This is a genomic window from Bordetella pseudohinzii, assembly GCF_000657795.2.
Taxonomy (GTDB): domain Bacteria; phylum Pseudomonadota; class Gammaproteobacteria; order Burkholderiales; family Burkholderiaceae_B; genus Bordetella; species Bordetella pseudohinzii.
Genome location: NZ_JHEP02000008.1, coordinates 42850 through 59357, shown reverse-complemented (window position 1 = coordinate 59357; position 16508 = coordinate 42850). Strand labels below are relative to the sequence as shown.

Here is a 16508-nt window from a genome sequence, read left to right as displayed (position 1 = left end):
CCTCACCGCAGGCCAAGGCCGCGCGCGATCATGCCGCGCAGGATGTCGCGGGTGCCGCCACGCAGGGAAAACGAGGGCGAGGCCTCGGTCACGTACTTCAGCGTCATCAACAGCTCCACCGGGACATCCTCGGCCGGACGCGAGAACAGATCCTGCGCGATCTCGGCGGGGATGGCCTGCTCCAGCGTGGTGCCCAGCTCCTTGACCAGCGCCGCCTCGATGATGGGGCTTGCGCCGCGCGTGAGTTTTTCCTGCACGGCCACCGACATGGCGCGCAGCGGCGCGAGCTGGGTCAGCACCTTGCCCGCCAGCCGCGTGGCCGAGGCCGTGCGGTGGGCCGGCAGGCGCGCATACTGCAGCCACTGGTCGAACAGCACAATGCTGGAGAACAGGCGCTCCGGCCCGCTGCGCTCGAAGGCCAGTTCCGCCGTGACCTGTTCCCAGCCCTGGCCTTCGCGGCCGATCAGGGCATCCTCGGCCAATTGCACATTCTCGAAAAACACCTCGCAGAAATGGCTGTCGCCCGAGAGGTCCTCGATCGGCCGCACGGTCACGCCGGGCAAGGACAGGTCGACGATGAGCTGCGACAGGCCCTGATGCCTGTCCTGCGCCTCGCCCGAAGTGCGCACCAGCGCGATCATGTACTGGCAATGATGGGCGTTGGTGGTCCAGATTTTCTGTCCGTTGAGCAGCCAGCCCCGCTCATTGGGCACGGCGCGGGTGCGCACGCTGGCAAGATCCGAGCCGGCGTTCGGCTCGCTCATGCCGATGCAGAAAAAGGACTCGCCGCGGCAGATGCGCGGGATGTGAAAGCGTTTTTGCGCCTCCGTGCCGTATTTCAGGATGAGCGGCGCGCTCTGGCGGTCGGCGATCCAGTGCGACCCCACCGGGGCGCCGGCATTCAGGTACTCCTCGACCAGCACATAGCGCGCGAAGGCGCTGCGCCCGCCCCCGCCGTATTCGGGCGGCAAGGTCAGGCCTATCCAGCCCTTGGCGCCGATGCGGCGGCTGAAGTCCGTGTCGTAGCCGCCCCAGGAGCGTGCCCGCACATGGGCCGGCATCTCGCGTGTGGCCTGCTGCAGGAAAGCCCGGACGTCGGCGCGCAAGGCCTCGTCCTCGGGCGGAATGCGCGTGGGCGCGAGCGAAAGCGTGCTAAGGGCCGTCATCCCAGGACTCCATGGCTTCGATAGTGGTGCAGGGCCTCGGCGCTCAGGCCCAGATAGGCGGCCAGCACGGCATCGGTGTGCTGGCCCAGCTGCGGCGGAGCGTGGCGGTAGCTCACCGGCGTGTCCGACAGCCGGATGGGGCTGGCGACCAGGGGGACTTCGCCGGCCTGCGGATGCGTCATGGCGATGCGCATGCCGCGCGCCTGGACCTGCGGGTCGGCGAACACCTCGGCCACATTGTTGATGGGACCGCAAGGCACGCCGTGCTGCTCCAGCAGGCTGATCCATTCGCGCGTGCCGCGCGTCACGGTGATGGCCAGCAGGCCCTCGATCAGCTCCTGGCGGTTGGCCAGGCGCGCGGCATTGGCGGCAAAGCGCGGATCGCTGGCCCATTCCGGCCGGCCGATGGCCGCGCACAGGCGGGCGAACTGCCCGTCATTGCCCACGGCAAGAATCATGTGACCGTCCGCGGTCGGGAAATCCTGGTAGGGCGCCGTATTCGGATGCCCATTGCCCATGCGGCGCGGCGCCGTCTGGCTGTAGAGATAGTTCATGGCCTGATTGCCCAGGCAGGCCACGCCCACATCGAGCAGGGCCAGGTCGATATGCTGGCCGCGGCCGGTATGTTCGCGCGCCTGCAAGGCCGCCAGGATGGCCGTGCTGGCGTACAGGCCGGTGAGGATGTCGGTCAGCGCCACGCCTACCTTCATCGGCCCGGCGCCGGGCGCGCCGTCGGGCTGGCCGGTGATGCTCATCAGCCCGCCCATGCCCTGGATCAGGAAGTCATAGCCCGCGCGATGCGCATACGGGCCGTCCTGGCCAAAGCCGGTCACCGAGCAGTACACCAGGCGCGGATTGAGCGCGCTCAGGCTGGCATAGTCCAGGCCGTACTGCGCCAGGCCGCCTGTCTTGAAGTTCTCGATCAGCACATCGCATTGCCCGGCCAGCTGGCGCACCAGCGCCTGCCCCTCGGGCTGGGTGAAGTCGATGGTGACCGACAGCTTGTTGCGGTTGGCGCACATGTAATAGGCCGACTCCCCCGTGGGCTGGCCGGCCGGGTCCGTCACATAGGGCGGCCCCCAGGCCCGGGTATCGTCGCCCGTGCCCGGGCGCTCCACCTTGATCACCTCGGCGCCCAGATCGCCCAGCGTCTGCGCGGCCCAGGGGCCGGCAAGCACGCGCGACAGATCCAGCACCTTCACATGCTGCAGGGCGCACCCCGTCATGACGGCCTCTTCCTTCATTGCTGGGGGACCCCGGCTTTCTTGACGATGCGCTGCCACAGCGCGATCTCGTTCTTCTGGAACTCCTGCATCTGCGATGGACCGCCGGTCATGGGCGTGGCCCCAAGACGCTCATAAAAGGCGCGGGTGTCGGGCATCTTGGAGATCTGGGTGAACAATTCGGCCAGCCGGGCGGTCTCGGCCGGCGGCGTCTTGGCGCTCACCATGGCGCCGACCCAGGTGTAGGCCTCGAAACCCGGCAGGCCGGCCTCGGTCGCCGTGGGCACATCGGGCGAGGTGCCCACCCGCTGGTCCGAAGCCACCGCCACCACCTTCACGCGGCCGTCCTTGGCCAGCTCCTGCACCGCCGTGACCTCGGCGAAGGTGTAATCCACCGTGCCCGACGCCACCGCGGTGATCGCGTCGCTGGCGCCCTTGAAGGGCACGTGCACGGCTTTCAGCCCGGCCGCGTCATTGAGCAATTCGCCCATCAGCTGATAGCCCGCCGAGCCGGCGCCGAAATTCACCTTGCCCGGATTGGCCCGCCCGTAGGCGATGAGATCTTTCAGCGTGCTGTACGGCGCCTTGGGGCTGACGGCCAGCATCGCCGGCGAACGCATCATCATCGTCAGGGGCGCGAAATCCTTCACCGGGTCATAGGGCAGCGCCTTGAACAGCGCCGCATTGACCGCCAGCGTGGAATTGCTGCCGATAAAGACGGTGTAGCCATCGGCCGGCGCCGACAGCACGCTCTTGACCGCGATGAAACCATTGGCGCCCGGCTTGTTCTCCACCACCACCGGCTGGCCGGTGAGCGTCTGCAGCTGGCGGGCAAAATAGCGCGCCGAGGTGTCGGTGCCGCTGCCCGGCCCGAAAGGCACGACGAACTTGATCGGATGCGAGGGAAAAGTCTCGGCGCGCGCCTCGGCCTGGTGGCCGGCCGCGCCGACGCTTGCGGCGGCCAGGAGGGCCGCCAGCAATTGTCTGCGATGCAACATAGTGTCTCCTTGGGTGGACGGGTCCGGACGCTCTGGCGGCGCCCTGCCGTGTGTCCCAGACTCTATGCGCATGGCATCATGCTGTCTAATATTAAGAATTTAGATTTTGATATTGGTTTGATATCAAATGAACCTGCGACAACTTAGCCAATTCATCGCGCTGGCCGAAACCGGCAACTTCCACCGGGCGGCGGCCCAGCTCCATATGGCGCAGCCGCCGTTGTCGATCTCCATCCGCAAGCTGGAGACCGAAGTCGGCAGCGCGCTGTTCGAGCGCACCAGCACCGGCGTCTTCCTCACCCCGGCCGGCCAGGCCATGCTGGCCGATGCCCGCGCCGCCCTCCTGCACGCGGAGAAATGCCGCCAGGCCGTGCGCGACGTGCGCGACGGCGAAGGCGGACGGCTGCGGCTGGGCTTCATCGGCTCGGCCACCTATGACCTCATGCCGCGGCTCATCCCTTCGCTGCGCGAGCGCTACCCCAAGGTCGCGCTGGAGTTCAACGAAGCCACCTCCTCGGAAATCCTGGCCGGCCTGCGCGGCCGCGAACTCGACATGGGCCTGCTGCGCTACCCGGTGCTGGAAGACAGCGGCTGCGTCCTCGTGCCCATGGACCGCGACGACTTCATGCTCGCGGTCAACGCCGGCAGCCCCCTGGCCGCGCGCGACGCGATCGCGCTCAGCGAAGCCGCGGACGAACCCTTCATCATGTATCCGCGCGACAAAGTGCCCAGCCTCTCGGCCCTGGCGCGCATGCGCTGCGAGTTCTCAGGCTTCACGCCCCAGGTCGCCCAGGAAGCAATGCAAGTGCAGACCATCATGAGCCTCGTGGCCTCTGGCCTGGGCGTGGGCCTGGTGGCCGGCGTCTCCCGCCTGGTGCAGCCCCGGGGCGTCAAATGCCTGCGGCTGACCGACAATCCGCCCGGGTTCCAGGTCGGCATCGCGCTGGCCCGCGCCGCCGGCCCCACCAGCCGCCTGATCGAGCACGTCATCCAGCATGCGCTCAGCTTCCAGCAGGCCAGGATGGGCGCGGCGGCGGCCTCTCGATAGGCATGCGCCATGCGCAATTAGAACCGTCTTATTTTTCCGCGCCGCGCCCGGCTGGCGCGGCGCGCCGTCCTCGCCGGGAAAAGCCCCGCGCAGCCGCCCCCTGCCCTGTCTCCCGCTAGGGAATACCCGGAATCGTGCGCCGGGAGCACTGGTCTATATTCCGTACCAGTCTCATCACCCCCCTATCCGGCATGGAACTCATCGATCGCATCCCGGGGCAGAAAGCCCCGCTGGGCAAGCAGGCCCTCAAAGACCAGATCAGCGACAAGATTGCCTACATGATCCATTCCGGCCTGCTGCGGCCGGGCGACGAATTGCCCTCGGAGCGCCAGCTGGCCAGCACCCTGGGCGTGTCGCGCGAAACCGTGAGGGCGGCCATCGGCACGCTGCAAGAGCGGCGCATGATCGAGGTCAGCCAGGGCGCGCGCACGCGGGTGCTGGGCACGGGGTCCTTCCGGCTGCACGAGTCCGTCAGCGCCTTGAAAGACCTCCGGCACCGCTCCCTCCAGGAAGTCGCCGAAGCCCGCGCCGCCGTCGAAGTGCAGGTGATCCACCTGGCCGCCCGGCGCATCAGCGCCGCGCAGCTGCAGCGCCTGGAAGCCCTCATCCGCGAGCAGGAGACCATGCTCGACGATCCGGTCCGCTTCCAGATCTCCGACCAGGAATTCCACAGCACGCTTTACCGGGCCTGTGGCAACAACCTCCTGGCCGACGTGGTGTCCGACTTCTACGGCTATGCGCTGGAGTTCCGCCGCCGCGTGCTGCTGCGCAAGGGCGCCATCGGGCGCAGCGTCAAAGAACACCGCGCCATCCTCGAGGCGCTCAAGACCCGCCAGCCGGAACTGGCCGTCCAGGCGATGCAGCGTCACCTCGACCAGGTCCGCAAGACCACCCAGGACGAAATGGGTTACTGAGATGGAAGGCCTGGAAATCTACGACCGCCGCGCCGCGGCGCTGCTGCCCGCCGGCGCCAAACTGGAGAAGCTCGCGGGCGGCTGCCGCTGGAACGAAGGCCCTGTCTGGATCCCGCAAGGCGGCTACCTCCTGTGGAGCGACATCCCCAACAACCGCATGATGCGCTGGCGCGCCGACGAAGGCGCCAGCGTCTGGCGCCATCCCGCCGACTTCAGCAACGGCCATACCCTGGAGGCCGATGGCTCCCTGCTGCACTGCTCGCACGGCCGGCGCGCCATCGTGCGCACGCGCTTCGGCCCGCAAGGCCAGCCCCTTGACGACGAGATCGTCGTCGATCGCTACCAGGGCAAGCGGCTCAATTCGCCCAACGACATCGTCGTCAAATCAGATGGCACGATCTGGTTTACGGATCCGCCCTACGGCATCCTCTCCGACGCCGAAGGGCACAAGGCCGACTCCGAACTGGGCGACAACTTCGTATTCCGTTTCGACCCGGCCAGCGGCCGCCTCGACATCGTCAGCGATGCCATCGAAGAGCCCAACGGCCTGGCCTTCTCGCCTGACGAATCCCTGCTTTACGTCTCCGACACCTCGGCGGCGCTGCGGCAAGACGGCGGCGGCAACCACCACATCGTGGCCTTCGACGTCATCGGCGGCCGCCAGCTGGCCCATCCCCGGGTGTTCGCGCAAATCCAGCCCGGGCTGGCCGATGGCTTTCGCGTCGACGCGCAGGGCTGGCTCTACACCAGCAGCGCCGACAGCGTCCAGGTCTACGGCCCCGACGGCGCGCGGCTGGCCAAGATCCCGGTGCCTGAAAAAGTCGGCAACCTGACCTTCGGCGGCCCGGGCCGAAACCAGCTCTTCATCTGCGCCAGCACCTCGCTGTACCGCCTCACGCTCAATACCGAGGGATGCCCATGACCGCCCCCACCCAAGACCGCGAAGTCCTGCTGCTGGTCGAGAAATGCAGCCACTGTTTCAGCACCTACGACCTGGCCTCCGGAGCGCGCATCGCCTCGGTTCCCCTGCCCGACTACCCGCATGAATTCGTGACCGACAGCGCCTGCCAGTACGCCTACGTGGGCCATTACGGCGTGGAGCACTCCGGCATCACCGATCCGGGGGGCCATTCCATCTTCCAGATCGATATACGCGCGTCCAAACTGGTACGGTCTATAGACCTGTTGCCCTTCAATCGCATCCATGGCCTGCAGATGGATGCCCAGGACCGGCTCTACGCACTGAGCGAAGAAAAATCCACGCTCCTGGTCCTGGACGCGCCGCGCTCGGACACGGCGCCCCGTCGCGCCGTGTCCAGCGGCGGCGTCAAAAGCCACCTCTTTGCGCTGACCCGCGACGGGCAGACCGCCTACTGCATGAACCTGCTGTCCCATACGGTCGCCAAGGTCCGCCCCTGGGATCCCCTGGCCGCGCCCGTGCTCTGTCATCCCGGCCAAAAGCCCGAGGGCTATTGCCTGAGCGAAGACGAAAAAACCCTTTATGTCACCAATCGCTGGAGCAATACCCTGGCCAGCATCGACACGGCCACCATGACGGTCACCCGGACAGCGCCGTCGCGCGATGACGCCACGCGCCTGTACCGATACCGCGACGGCCGCCTGCTGGTGACCAACTACGGCGAGCGCAGCCTGTCCATCGTCGATCCGCTGACCCTGCGCGAGCTGGCCCATGTGCCGACCGGCGCGCGCGCCATCGCCCTGTCGTTTCATCCCGTCCAGCCCCTGGCCTATGTCTCGCTCGATGACGACCGGGTCAGCGTGTTCAACGTGGATACCTGCCGGTTCGAGCGCGATATCGCCACGCAGCGCGAACCCGACGTCTCCAAGGTCGTGATCCTGTGAGCGCGCGGCCTCCCTCCTCCGGCGAACCCCTGCTGCGCTTTGACGGCGTGAGCAAGCGCTTCGGCGGCACCCAGGCCGTGGACGCCGTCAGCTTCGATGTCGACCGGGGCGAAATCGTCGCCCTGCTGGGCGAGAACGGCGCGGGAAAATCCACCCTGATCAAACTGCTGGCCGGGGTGCACAAGGCCGATGCGGGCGACATCCGCCTGGACGGACTGCCCGAGGCCAGCTGGCGTCCCAAGCAACGCTCGCGCCAGCCCGTGGCCTTCATCCACCAGGACCTGGGGCTGGTGGAATGGATGACGGTCGCCGAAAACATTGCGCTGGGCATGGGCTATCGCCGCCGCTTCGGCCTGATCGATTGGGCGGCCGCGCGCCAAGCGGCTCGCCGCGTCATGGCCCGCGTGGGTTGCGAGCTGGACCCCGACCGCCGCGTCTTCTCGCTCAGCCGGGCCGAGAAATCGCTGCTCGCCATCGGCCGGGCGCTGGAGGTGCAGGCCCGCGTGCTGGTGCTGGACGAGCCCTCCGCCTGCCTGCCCATGGCCGATGTGCAAAGCCTGTTCGAGGTGCTGCGGCGTCTGCGCGACCAGGGCATGGCGATGATCTACGTATCGCATCGGCTGGACGAGATCCTGGCGATCTCCGACCGCGCGGTCGTGATGCGCGATGGCCGGCTGGTGCAGACCCTGCGCACCGCGCAGGCCACCCAGGAAGACCTGGTGCGCCTGATCGTGGGCAAGCCCTTGTCCAGCGGCGTCGCCAAGGCCCGCGAGCCGGATGCTCCGGCGGCCGTGCTGCGCCTGGCGGGCGCCGCCAGCGGCAACGCCGGTCCGGTCAGTTTCGACGCGCATCGGGGCGAGGTCCTGGGGCTGGTCGGCCTGCGCGGCGCCGGCCACGAATCCATCAGCCGGGCCTTGTTCGGGCGCGAACCCCTGGCGGCGGGGCGCATGGAGCTGCAAGGCCAGGCCGTGGACTTGCGCCATTGCGCCGATGCCATCCGCGCCGGCGTGGCCTATGTCGCCAGCGAAAGGCTGGAAGAAAACCTGGCCGGCTCGATGAGCGTCCAGGAAAACCTCTTCCCCCACCCTGCCCTGCATGGCGCGCGCGGCATCTCCTTGAAGCGCCGCCGCGCCGAGGCAGACGCGGCGCTTGCGCTGATCCGGCAGTTCGACATCAATCCGCCGTCGGCCGCCGCCGAAGTCCAGCAGCTGTCCGGAGGCAATCAGCAAAAAGTGGTGCTGGCGCGCTGGTTCCACCTGGACCAGCCCCTGGTGGTGCTCGAAGAACCCACCGCCGGCGTGGACGTGGGCGCCAAGCGGCAAATCTACGACGTCCTGCGCCAGCGGGCCGAAGCGGGCGCCGCCCTGATCGTCGTCTCCACCGACTTCGAAGAGGTGGCCGCCGTCTGCAACCGCGTGCTCGTGTTCCGCGATGGCCAGATCGCGGCCGAACTGAGCGGCGCGGACATCACCATCGAAACCCTGCTGGAACAGGCCGCGGGCCGCCCCGCCCAGCCCCTATCCCCCACCAAAGTCCTGGAGACAAGCGCATGACCGCGTCCATCAAGTCGACCGCCCTCGAACCGGAGCCCTCGCTGGACGGACAAGCCATCACCTTCGCGCAGCGCCTGGGCCGGGCCCTACCCGTCTATGGGCTGCCGCTGCTCTGCCTGGTCCTGGTGGCCTTGTTCTCGATACTGCTGCCGGACACCTTCCCGACGCTGTTCAACCTGCGCGCCATCCTGGCGGACAAGTCCGTGATCGCGCTGCTGGCGCTGGCCGCCACGATTCCCATGATCACGGGCAAGATCGACCTGACGGTAGGCTATGGCATCGTGCTGTGGCACATCCTGGCCATCAGTCTCCAAACCCAGATGGGCCTGCCCTGGCCCGCGGCCGTGGCCCTTGTCATTCTCTGCGCCGCCCTGTTCGGCGCGATCAACGGATGGCTGGTCGAGGTGGCCCAGATCGACTCCTTCATCGCCACCCTGGGCACCGGCACGGTGATCTACGCCCTGGCCCTATGGCATAGCGGCGGCCGCCAGGTGGTGGGAGAACTGCCCGACGGCTTTGTCGATATCGCCGGCGCCCAGCTCCTTGGCCTGCCCATCGGCGCCTTCTATGTGCTGGCGATCGGCCTCGTCTTGTGGCTGATCACGGAGTACACGCCGCTGGGCAGGGCCCTGTACGTCATCGGCGCCAATCCCAAGGCGGCCGAGCTCAACGGCATCAATGTGCGCGGCCATGTCATGGCGGCCTTCGTGGCATCGGGCGTCTTGTCCGGCCTGGCCGGCGTGCTGCTGGCCTCGCGGCTGCAGATCGGGCAGGCCAGCGTCGGCCTGGAGTTCCTGCTGCCCGCGCTGGTCGGGGCCTTCCTCGGCTCGACCACCCTGCGTCCCGGCCGCGTCAACGTCTGGGGCACGCTGATCGGCGTGGCCATTCTCGCCATCGGCATATCGGGCATACAGCAGCTCGGCGGCGCCTTCTACGTCGAGCCCCTGTTCAACGGGCTGACCCTCCTGGTGTCCATCGGCATCGCGGGCTGGGCCCAGCAGCGGCGCAACCTGTCCATCAAACGCCGTATTGCCGAGCGGCAGCTGTCGCCGGCGCAACCCGCGCCCCGGCCCTGACCCCCGGCTGTCCTTACACCCCATGCATTACCCAGGGAGCAAACCCATGATGCGCTTTCTTGTCAGCCCCTGCCTGCTCGGCGCGGCGCTGCTCATCGCCAGCCCCGCCCAGGCGGATGATTTCCTGGACCAGGCCAGGCGCCGCGTGGCGCAGGCCACGACGCCGGCCGGCCACTGGGATGGCCCCCGCTCCGGCCCGCGCGCCGCCGCGGGCAAGCGCATCGTCTTCGTGGCGGCCGACCTCAAAAATGGCGGCATCCTGGGCGTGGCCAAGGGGGTGGAAGAAGCCGCACGGGCCATAGGCTGGCAAGTCCGCGTCATCGACGGCCAGGGCAGCGTGAGCGGCCGCACCGCCGCCTTGAACCAGGCGCTGGCGCAACAACCCGATGGCATCGTCGTGGGCGGCTTCGACACCACCGAACAAAAAGCCGCCCTGTCGAACGCGGCCAGCCTGGGCCTGCCCCTGGTGGGATGGCACGCCGGCGAAAAACCCGGACCCAACCCAGAGGCCGGGCTTTTCGCCAATGTCACCACCCCGGCCGACGATGTCGCGGAAACGGCCGCCCTCTGGGCGGTGGCGGACGCCGACGGCAAGGCCGGCGTCGTCATCCTCACCGATTCGCAGTACGCCATCGCCATCTACAAGGCGCGCGCCATGGAGGCCGTCATCCGCCAGTGCGGCGGCTGCACCGTGCTGGGCATCGAGGACAGCCCCATCGCCGAAACCGCCACCCGCATGCCCCAGCTCACCACCGCGCTGCTGCAGCGCCATGGCGACAAGTGGACACATACGCTGGCCATCAACGACTCGTATTTCGATTTCATGGCGCCCTCGCTGTCGGCGGCGGGCAAAAAAGGCGGCGACCGCCCCAAGGGCGTGTCCGCCGGCGACGGCTCCGAAGCCGCCTACCAGCGGATACGCCGCAAGCGCCATCAGGCCGGGACGGTGTCGGAGCCGCTGAACCTGCAAGGCTGGCAGATCGTGGACGAACTGAACCGCGCGTTCGCGCAAGCGCCGTGGTCCGGCTACACGCCGAAAGTGCATCTGGTCACGCCCGACAACGTGGCGCGCGACGGCGGCGCGGACAACCGCTACGACCCGGACAACGGCTATCGGGACCACTACAAGGCCATCTGGGGCAGATAGGCGGCGCCCGAGGCCAGGATCACTCACTCACGACGACACCCTCATGACTGACACCACCTCTTCCGCGGCGGATCTGCCCGTCGTCGCGCTGACGCTGGGCGACCCGGCCGGCATCGGCCCCGAATTGATGGCCCGGCTGCTGGCCCGCGCCGACCTGATGGCGCAGGCCAATGTCGTGCTGGTCGGCGACCCCTGGCTATGGGAACAAGGCCAGCGCGAGGCCGGTCTGGCCGTGCCCCTGGCGCCCCTGCGCTCGCTGGCCGAAGCCCGTGGCCGGCCGAGCCCGGCCACGCCAGCCTTCCTGGCCATGGATACCGTGCGGCCGCGGGACGTGCGCCGCGCGCGCGCCGACGCGGCCGGCGGGGCCTCGGTATTGCGCGTGCTCGACCATTGCATGGACGCCGCGCTCAGGCGCGACATCGATGCCATCTGCTTTGCGCCGCTGAACAAGCACGCCATGAAGCAAGGCGGCCTGAAGCACGAAGACGAGCTGCACCACTTTGCCCAGTATCTGGGCGTGCAGGGCTATTTCTGCGAGTTCAACACCCTGGGCCGGCTGTGGACCTCCCGTGTGTCGTCCCATGTGCCGCTCCGGGACGCGCCCAGCTACATCGAAAAAACCCGCATCATCGAGGCCGCCACGCTGATCTACCGCTCCTTGCAGGCCAACGGGGTGGATCACCCCAAGGTCGCCGTCGCGGGCCTCAATCCCCATAACGGCGATGGCGGCATCTGCGGGCGCGAAGAGATCGACATCATCGAACCGGCGGTGCGCGAACTCAATGCGGCGGGGCTGCCGGTGGCCGGGCCTTTCCCGGCCGACACGATTTTCCTGAAGGCGCGCGACGGCGACCTGGACGCCGTGGTCACCATGTACCACGACCAGGGGCAGATCGCCATCAAGCTGATGGGTTTTTCCCAGGGCGTCACGGTGCAAGGCGGCCTGCCCATCCCCATCACCACGCCCGCCCACGGCACGGCCTATGACATCGCGGGGCTGGGCCGCGCCGACGTCAACGCCACGGCCAATGCCTTCCGGATCGCCTGCCGCATGGGCCGCGCCTACCGCGCCGGCCTGTCGCCCTTCGGCTCCGCTTCCCACACCTCCTGAGGTCCGCACATGAAAATCAAATCGGTTCGCGCCCGCGTATTCGAATGGCAGGGCAAGACGGTTCCCCCCCAAGGCAATTTCTGCGCCAACGCCATGGACCTGGTCTATGACAACGGCGCCAGCGCGCATGCTTGCGGCCGCGACACCATGAGCACCTTCCGCTTCCATGGCTGGACCGTAGTCGAGGTAGAGACGGACAAGGGCATCGTGGGCCTGGGCAACGCGGCGCTGGCGCCGCGCATCGCCAAGGCCATCATCGACGACTACCTCGCCCCGCTGCTGATCGGCCAGGACCCCTGGGACTACGAGTACCTGAACCAACGCATGTACCGCGCCACGCACGCCTGGGGCCGCAAGGGCGTGGGCATGGCCGCGATCTCGGCGCTGGACATCGCCCTCTGGGACATTCTGGGCAAAAGCACCGGCCAGCCTGTCTTCAAGCTGCTGGGCGGACGCACCAAGGAAAAAATCCCCTGCTACTACAGCAAGCTCTACCACACGGACCTGAAAGCCATGCAGGCCGAGGCGCAGCGCTTCCTGGACCAAGGTTTCCGGGCCTTCAAGATGCGCTTCGGCTACGGCCCGCAGCACGGCCAGGACGGCGTGGCCGAAAACCTCCGATCGGTCGAGGCCGTGCGGGAAGTGATCGGCTACGACAACGACCTGATGCTGGAATGCTATATGGGCTGGAACCTGGAGTACGCCAAACGCATCCTGCCCAAGCTGGAGAAATTCCAGCCGCGATGGCTGGAAGAGCCGGTCATCGCCGACGACATCGACGGCTATGCCGAGCTCAACCGGCTGACCTCCATCCCCATCTCCGGCGGCGAGCATGAATTCAGCCTGTACGGCTTCAAGCAACTGCTCGACCGCAAGGCCGTCAGCGTCGTGCAGTACGACACCAACCGGGTGGGCGGCATCACCATGGCGCACAAGATCAACGCGCTGTGCGAAGCCTATAGCGTGCCCGTCATTCCCCATGCCGGCCAGATGCACAACTACCACCTCACCATGAGCAGCCTGAACTGCCCCATGAGCGAGTACTTCCCCGTCCACGACGTGGAGATCGGCAACGAACTCTTCTACTACCTCTTCGATGGCGAGCCGGCGGCCGAAAACGGCTTTCTGCAGCTGCGCGACGACGTCCCCGGCCTGGGCCTGACCCTGAAGACCGACTACCTGGACCAGTTCCGTGTCATCGAGTGAGGAGACGTCGATGAAGCGACCCTACCAAGGCGTCTTTCCGGTGGTGCCCACCACCTTCACCGAAACCGGCGAACTCGACCTGGACAGCCAGAAGCGCTGTCTGGATTTCATGATCGATGCCGGCGCCACCGGGCTCTGCCTCCTGGCCAACTTCTCCGAGCAGTTCTCCCTATCAGACGCGGAACGCGAGCATCTGACGCGCACCGCGCTGGAGCACGTGGCCGGCCGGGTGCCGGTCATCGTCACCACGAGTCATTATGCGTCCCGCATCTGCGCGGCGCGCAGCCGTCAGGCCCAGGCCATGGGCGCGGCCATGGTCATGGTGATGCCGCCCTACCATGGCGCCACTTTCCGTGTCGAACCCGCCGGCATCGAGGCCTTCTACCGCCAGGTTTCCGACGCCATCGACATCCCCATCATGATCCAGGACGCGCCGGCCAGCGGCACCGTCCTGCCGGCCGCGCTGCTGGCCCGCATGGCGCGGGAGATCGAGCAGGTCGCCTACTTCAAGATCGAAACGGCCGGCGCGGCCAGCAAGCTGCGCGAGCTGATCGCGCTGGGCGGCAAGGCCATCGAGGGCCCCTGGGATGGCGAAGAAGCCATCACCCTGCTGGCGGACCTGGACGCCGGCGCCACCGGCGCCATGTGCGGCGGCGGCTATCCGGACGGCATCCGCCGCATCTTCGACGCCTACGCCGCCGGCGACCGCGAGACGGCGGCCGCGCAGTACGAGCGCTGGCTGCCGCTCATCAACTACGAAAACCGCCAAGGCGGCATCCTCACCGCCAAGGCGCTCATGAAAGAAGGCGGCGTGATCGCCTGCGACGCGCCGCGCCACCCCTTCCCCGCCATGCCCGCCCCCGTCCGCGCCGGCCTGCTGGACGCGGCCCGGCGCCTGGATCCCCTGGTACTGCGCTGGGCCCGCTGAGATTCCGACATGAACATGATCCCTTCCTTGGACGCCCGCACGGGCCACGTTCTCGCAACATTGGCGGCCACCTCGCCCGCCGAGGTCGACAGCGCCTGCGACGCCGCCCTGTCCGCCTTCCCGCTGTGGCGCGCCAGCAGCGGCGCGCAACGCGCATCCCTGCTGCGCGCCCTGGCCGACGCGCTGGAGGCGGACCGCGAATCCCTCGTCGGCCTGGCTGACGCGGAAACCGCGCTGGGCGGCGCCCGGCTCAACGGCGAGCTGGACCGCACGGCCTTCCAGCTGCGCCGCTTTGCCGATCTCGCCGAGGGCGGCGTACCCTATGCCGTCATCGATGATCCGCAAGCGCCCGGCGCGCCGCCCGCGGGCCATCCCGCCATGCAGCGCTGGCGCCTGCCCCTGGGCCCGGTCGCCATGTACGCGGCAAGCAATTTCCCCTTTGCCTTTTCGGTGCTGGGCGGCGACACCGCGGCGGCGCTGGCGGCGGGATGCCCGGTCGTGGTCAAGGCCCACCCCAGCCATCTGCTGACCAGCCGGCGCGTCTTCGAGCTGGCCAGCCAAGCCATCGCGGCCCTGGAACTGCCCACCGGCCTGCTGGGGCTGATACAGGAGCAGGGCCACGAAGCGGGGTTGCGCCTGATACGCCATCCGGCCATCGCGGCCGGCGCATTCACGGGTTCGGTCAGGGGCGGCGCTGCGCTGGCCGCCGAGGCCGCCGGCCGCGCCCGGCCCATCCCCTTCTACGGCGAGCTGGGTTCCATCAACCCCATCGTCGCGCTGCCCTGGAAACTGGCCGCCGAAGGCCAGGCATTGGCCGGCGCGCTGGCCGCCTCCATCACCATGGGCTGCGGGCAGTTCTGCACCAGCCCGGGCGTGCTGGTCCTGATCGACGAGCTGCGAACCGGCGCCAAGGCCAGCAACGACGCCTTTGTCGCGCAACTGGCGCTGGCGCTGGGCGAACAGCGGCCGCACCCCATGCTGAACGACGCCATGCGCCAGGCCCTGGACGCCGGGGTCGCGCGCTGGCAGGAAGCCGGCGCCCAGATGCTGCTGCACGATCCGGCCGCCGAGCCGCGCGCGCCCAGGCCGGTGCTGGCCCAGGCGACGGCCACGCAATTCATCGAGCACGGCATCCTGCGCGAAGAAGTCTTCGGCCCGGCGTGCATGGTGGTCCGCGCCAGCGATCCAGCGCAGGCCCTGCGCGTCCTGGAGGCAATAGGCGGCAGCCTGACCGTCACCTTATGGGGCGCCGACGAGGACGACGACCTCGGCAGGCAGCTGGTCGCGGCGGCCATGGCCATCGCCGGCCGGGTGCTGTTCAGCGGCGTGCCCACGGGCGTGGCCGTGACCCGGGCGCAGCAGCATGGCGGCCCCTGGCCGAGCAGCACACGCCCGGAAAGCACTTCTGTCGGCGACGCCGCGCTGGAGCGTTTCCTGCGCCCGGTCTGCCTGCAGGACGCCCCGCGATGGCTGACGGCGCGCGCGGGCCGGCCGGTATAGCCCAGCCCGGCGCCGCCCATGGTCGAAGCCGTCGTCACCTGGCTCCTGACGCCCTTGTCAGGCGCGGCCACGCACGACATCGCGATGGCGACGGCCTGGCATGCCAGGCTGATGGTGCTGTCCTGGGGCATGCTGTCTCCGCTGGGCGCATTGGCCGCGCGCTACTACAAGATCCTGCCCCGCCAGGCATGGCCGCGGACCCTGGACAACCAGGCCTGGTGGCGTGCGCATCTCTGGCTGCAGGGCAGCGCGGTAGCCTGCATGACGGCGGGTCTGGCGCTGGCGCTCATGACAGTCTCGGCGGACGGCGCGGCCGCCTCCCTTCATGCCCTGTTCGGCTGGCTGCTCTGCCTGACCGGATGGCTGCAGGCGGCATCCGGCCTGCTGCGCGGCAGCAAGGGCGGCCCGGGCGACCGCCGGATGCGCGGCGATCACTACGACATGACGCGCAGGCGGCTGTGCTTCGAACGCTTCCACAAGGCCGCGGGATGGCTGGGCATCGTGGCGGCGGTGCCGACCATCGCCATTGGGCTGTTGGCCGCCGACGCCCCCCGCTGGATGGGCGTGGCGCTGGCGCTCTGGTGGGCCGGCCTGGCCGCCTGCTTTGTCCGCCTGCAAAGGCGCGGCCGCTGCGTGGATACCTACCAGGCCATCTGGGGCCCGGATCCGCGGCATCCCGGCAACCGGATCGCGCCGGTGGGCTGGGGCGTGCGCCGCTACACCGCCGAATCCTGGCGCCAGGGGCCGGGGCTCGACAACAAAAACACTTAGCCAT

15 protein-coding genes are annotated in these 16508 nt (G+C 68.5%); 12 read left to right on the top strand and 3 right to left on the bottom strand.

Going from position 1 to position 16508, the window contains the following annotated elements; translation table 11 throughout:
• Positions 1–2: 2 nt before the first annotated feature.
• The 3 genes from L540_RS11880 to L540_RS11870 are packed head-to-tail and all read right to left on the bottom strand — an operon-like array spanning position 3 to position 3387.
• The gene (locus L540_RS11880) at positions 3–1166 is read right to left on the bottom strand and encodes an acyl-CoA dehydrogenase family protein (RefSeq protein WP_043208714.1); all 1164 of its coding nucleotides are present in this window, start codon (positions 1164–1166) and stop codon (positions 3–5) included.
• A complete protein-coding gene (locus tag L540_RS11875; protein ID WP_082149620.1) occupies positions 1163–2410 on the bottom strand; it encodes a CaiB/BaiF CoA transferase family protein in 1248 nt (415 codons plus the stop codon). The genes L540_RS11880 and L540_RS11875 overlap by 4 nt, the downstream gene beginning before the upstream one ends.
• Entirely contained in the window at positions 2407–3387 is a 981-nt protein-coding gene (locus tag L540_RS11870) for a Bug family tripartite tricarboxylate transporter substrate binding protein (RefSeq protein ID WP_043208712.1), read from the bottom strand. The genes L540_RS11875 and L540_RS11870 overlap by 4 nt, the downstream gene beginning before the upstream one ends.
• 127 nt (positions 3388–3514) lie before the next feature.
• Between L540_RS11870 and L540_RS11865 the strand changes: the two genes are divergently transcribed.
• From L540_RS11865 to L540_RS11810, 12 genes are all read left to right on the top strand, one after another.
• A complete protein-coding gene (locus L540_RS11865; protein ID WP_043208710.1) occupies positions 3515–4435 on the top strand; it encodes a LysR family transcriptional regulator in 921 nt (306 codons plus the stop codon).
• A gap of 191 nt (positions 4436–4626) precedes the next feature.
• Positions 4627–5349, top strand: coding sequence for a FadR/GntR family transcriptional regulator (locus tag L540_RS11860; RefSeq protein ID WP_048026347.1), 723 nt, complete (start codon positions 4627–4629; stop codon positions 5347–5349).
• A gap of 1 nt (position 5350) precedes the next feature.
• Positions 5351–6271 (top strand): SMP-30/gluconolactonase/LRE family protein, encoded by a 921-nt coding sequence (locus L540_RS11855; protein WP_043208709.1) that lies wholly within the window; start codon positions 5351–5353, stop codon positions 6269–6271.
• Complete coding sequence (locus tag L540_RS11850) at positions 6268–7212, top strand: YncE family protein (RefSeq protein ID WP_043208932.1); 945 nt, start codon at positions 6268–6270, stop codon at positions 7210–7212. Before L540_RS11855 ends, L540_RS11850 begins: the two co-directional genes overlap by 4 nt.
• The gene (locus L540_RS11845; protein WP_043208708.1) at positions 7209–8765 is read left to right on the top strand and encodes a sugar ABC transporter ATP-binding protein; all 1557 of its coding nucleotides are present in this window, start codon (positions 7209–7211) and stop codon (positions 8763–8765) included. Before L540_RS11850 ends, L540_RS11845 begins: the two co-directional genes overlap by 4 nt.
• Positions 8762–9841, top strand: coding sequence for an ABC transporter permease (locus L540_RS11840; RefSeq protein WP_043208707.1), 1080 nt, complete (start codon positions 8762–8764; stop codon positions 9839–9841). Before L540_RS11845 ends, L540_RS11840 begins: the two co-directional genes overlap by 4 nt.
• Before the next feature lie 46 nt (positions 9842–9887).
• On the top strand, positions 9888–10988 hold the full coding sequence (locus L540_RS11835) for an ABC transporter substrate-binding protein (RefSeq protein WP_048026345.1): 1101 nt from the start codon (positions 9888–9890) through the stop codon (positions 10986–10988).
• 43 nt (positions 10989–11031) lie between these two features.
• A complete protein-coding gene (locus L540_RS11830; RefSeq protein WP_043208706.1) occupies positions 11032–12099 on the top strand; it encodes a 4-hydroxythreonine-4-phosphate dehydrogenase PdxA in 1068 nt (355 codons plus the stop codon).
• 9 nt (positions 12100–12108) lie between these two features.
• Complete coding sequence (locus tag L540_RS11825) at positions 12109–13305, top strand: L-rhamnonate dehydratase (RefSeq protein ID WP_043208703.1); 1197 nt, start codon at positions 12109–12111, stop codon at positions 13303–13305.
• A gap of 10 nt (positions 13306–13315) precedes the next feature.
• Positions 13316–14233, top strand: a complete 918-nt coding sequence (locus L540_RS11820) for a dihydrodipicolinate synthase family protein (protein ID WP_043208702.1) — start codon at positions 13316–13318, stop codon at positions 14231–14233.
• A gap of 9 nt (positions 14234–14242) precedes the next feature.
• Positions 14243–15733 (top strand): aldehyde dehydrogenase (NADP(+)), encoded by a 1491-nt coding sequence (locus L540_RS11815; protein WP_043208700.1) that lies wholly within the window; start codon positions 14243–14245, stop codon positions 15731–15733.
• An 18-nt stretch (positions 15734–15751) separates the two neighbouring features.
• Positions 15752–16504: a cytochrome b561 domain-containing protein gene (locus L540_RS11810; RefSeq protein ID WP_043208698.1), complete on the top strand. Its 753-nt coding sequence runs from the start codon at positions 15752–15754 to the stop codon at positions 16502–16504.
• Positions 16505–16508: the final 4 nt, after the last annotated feature.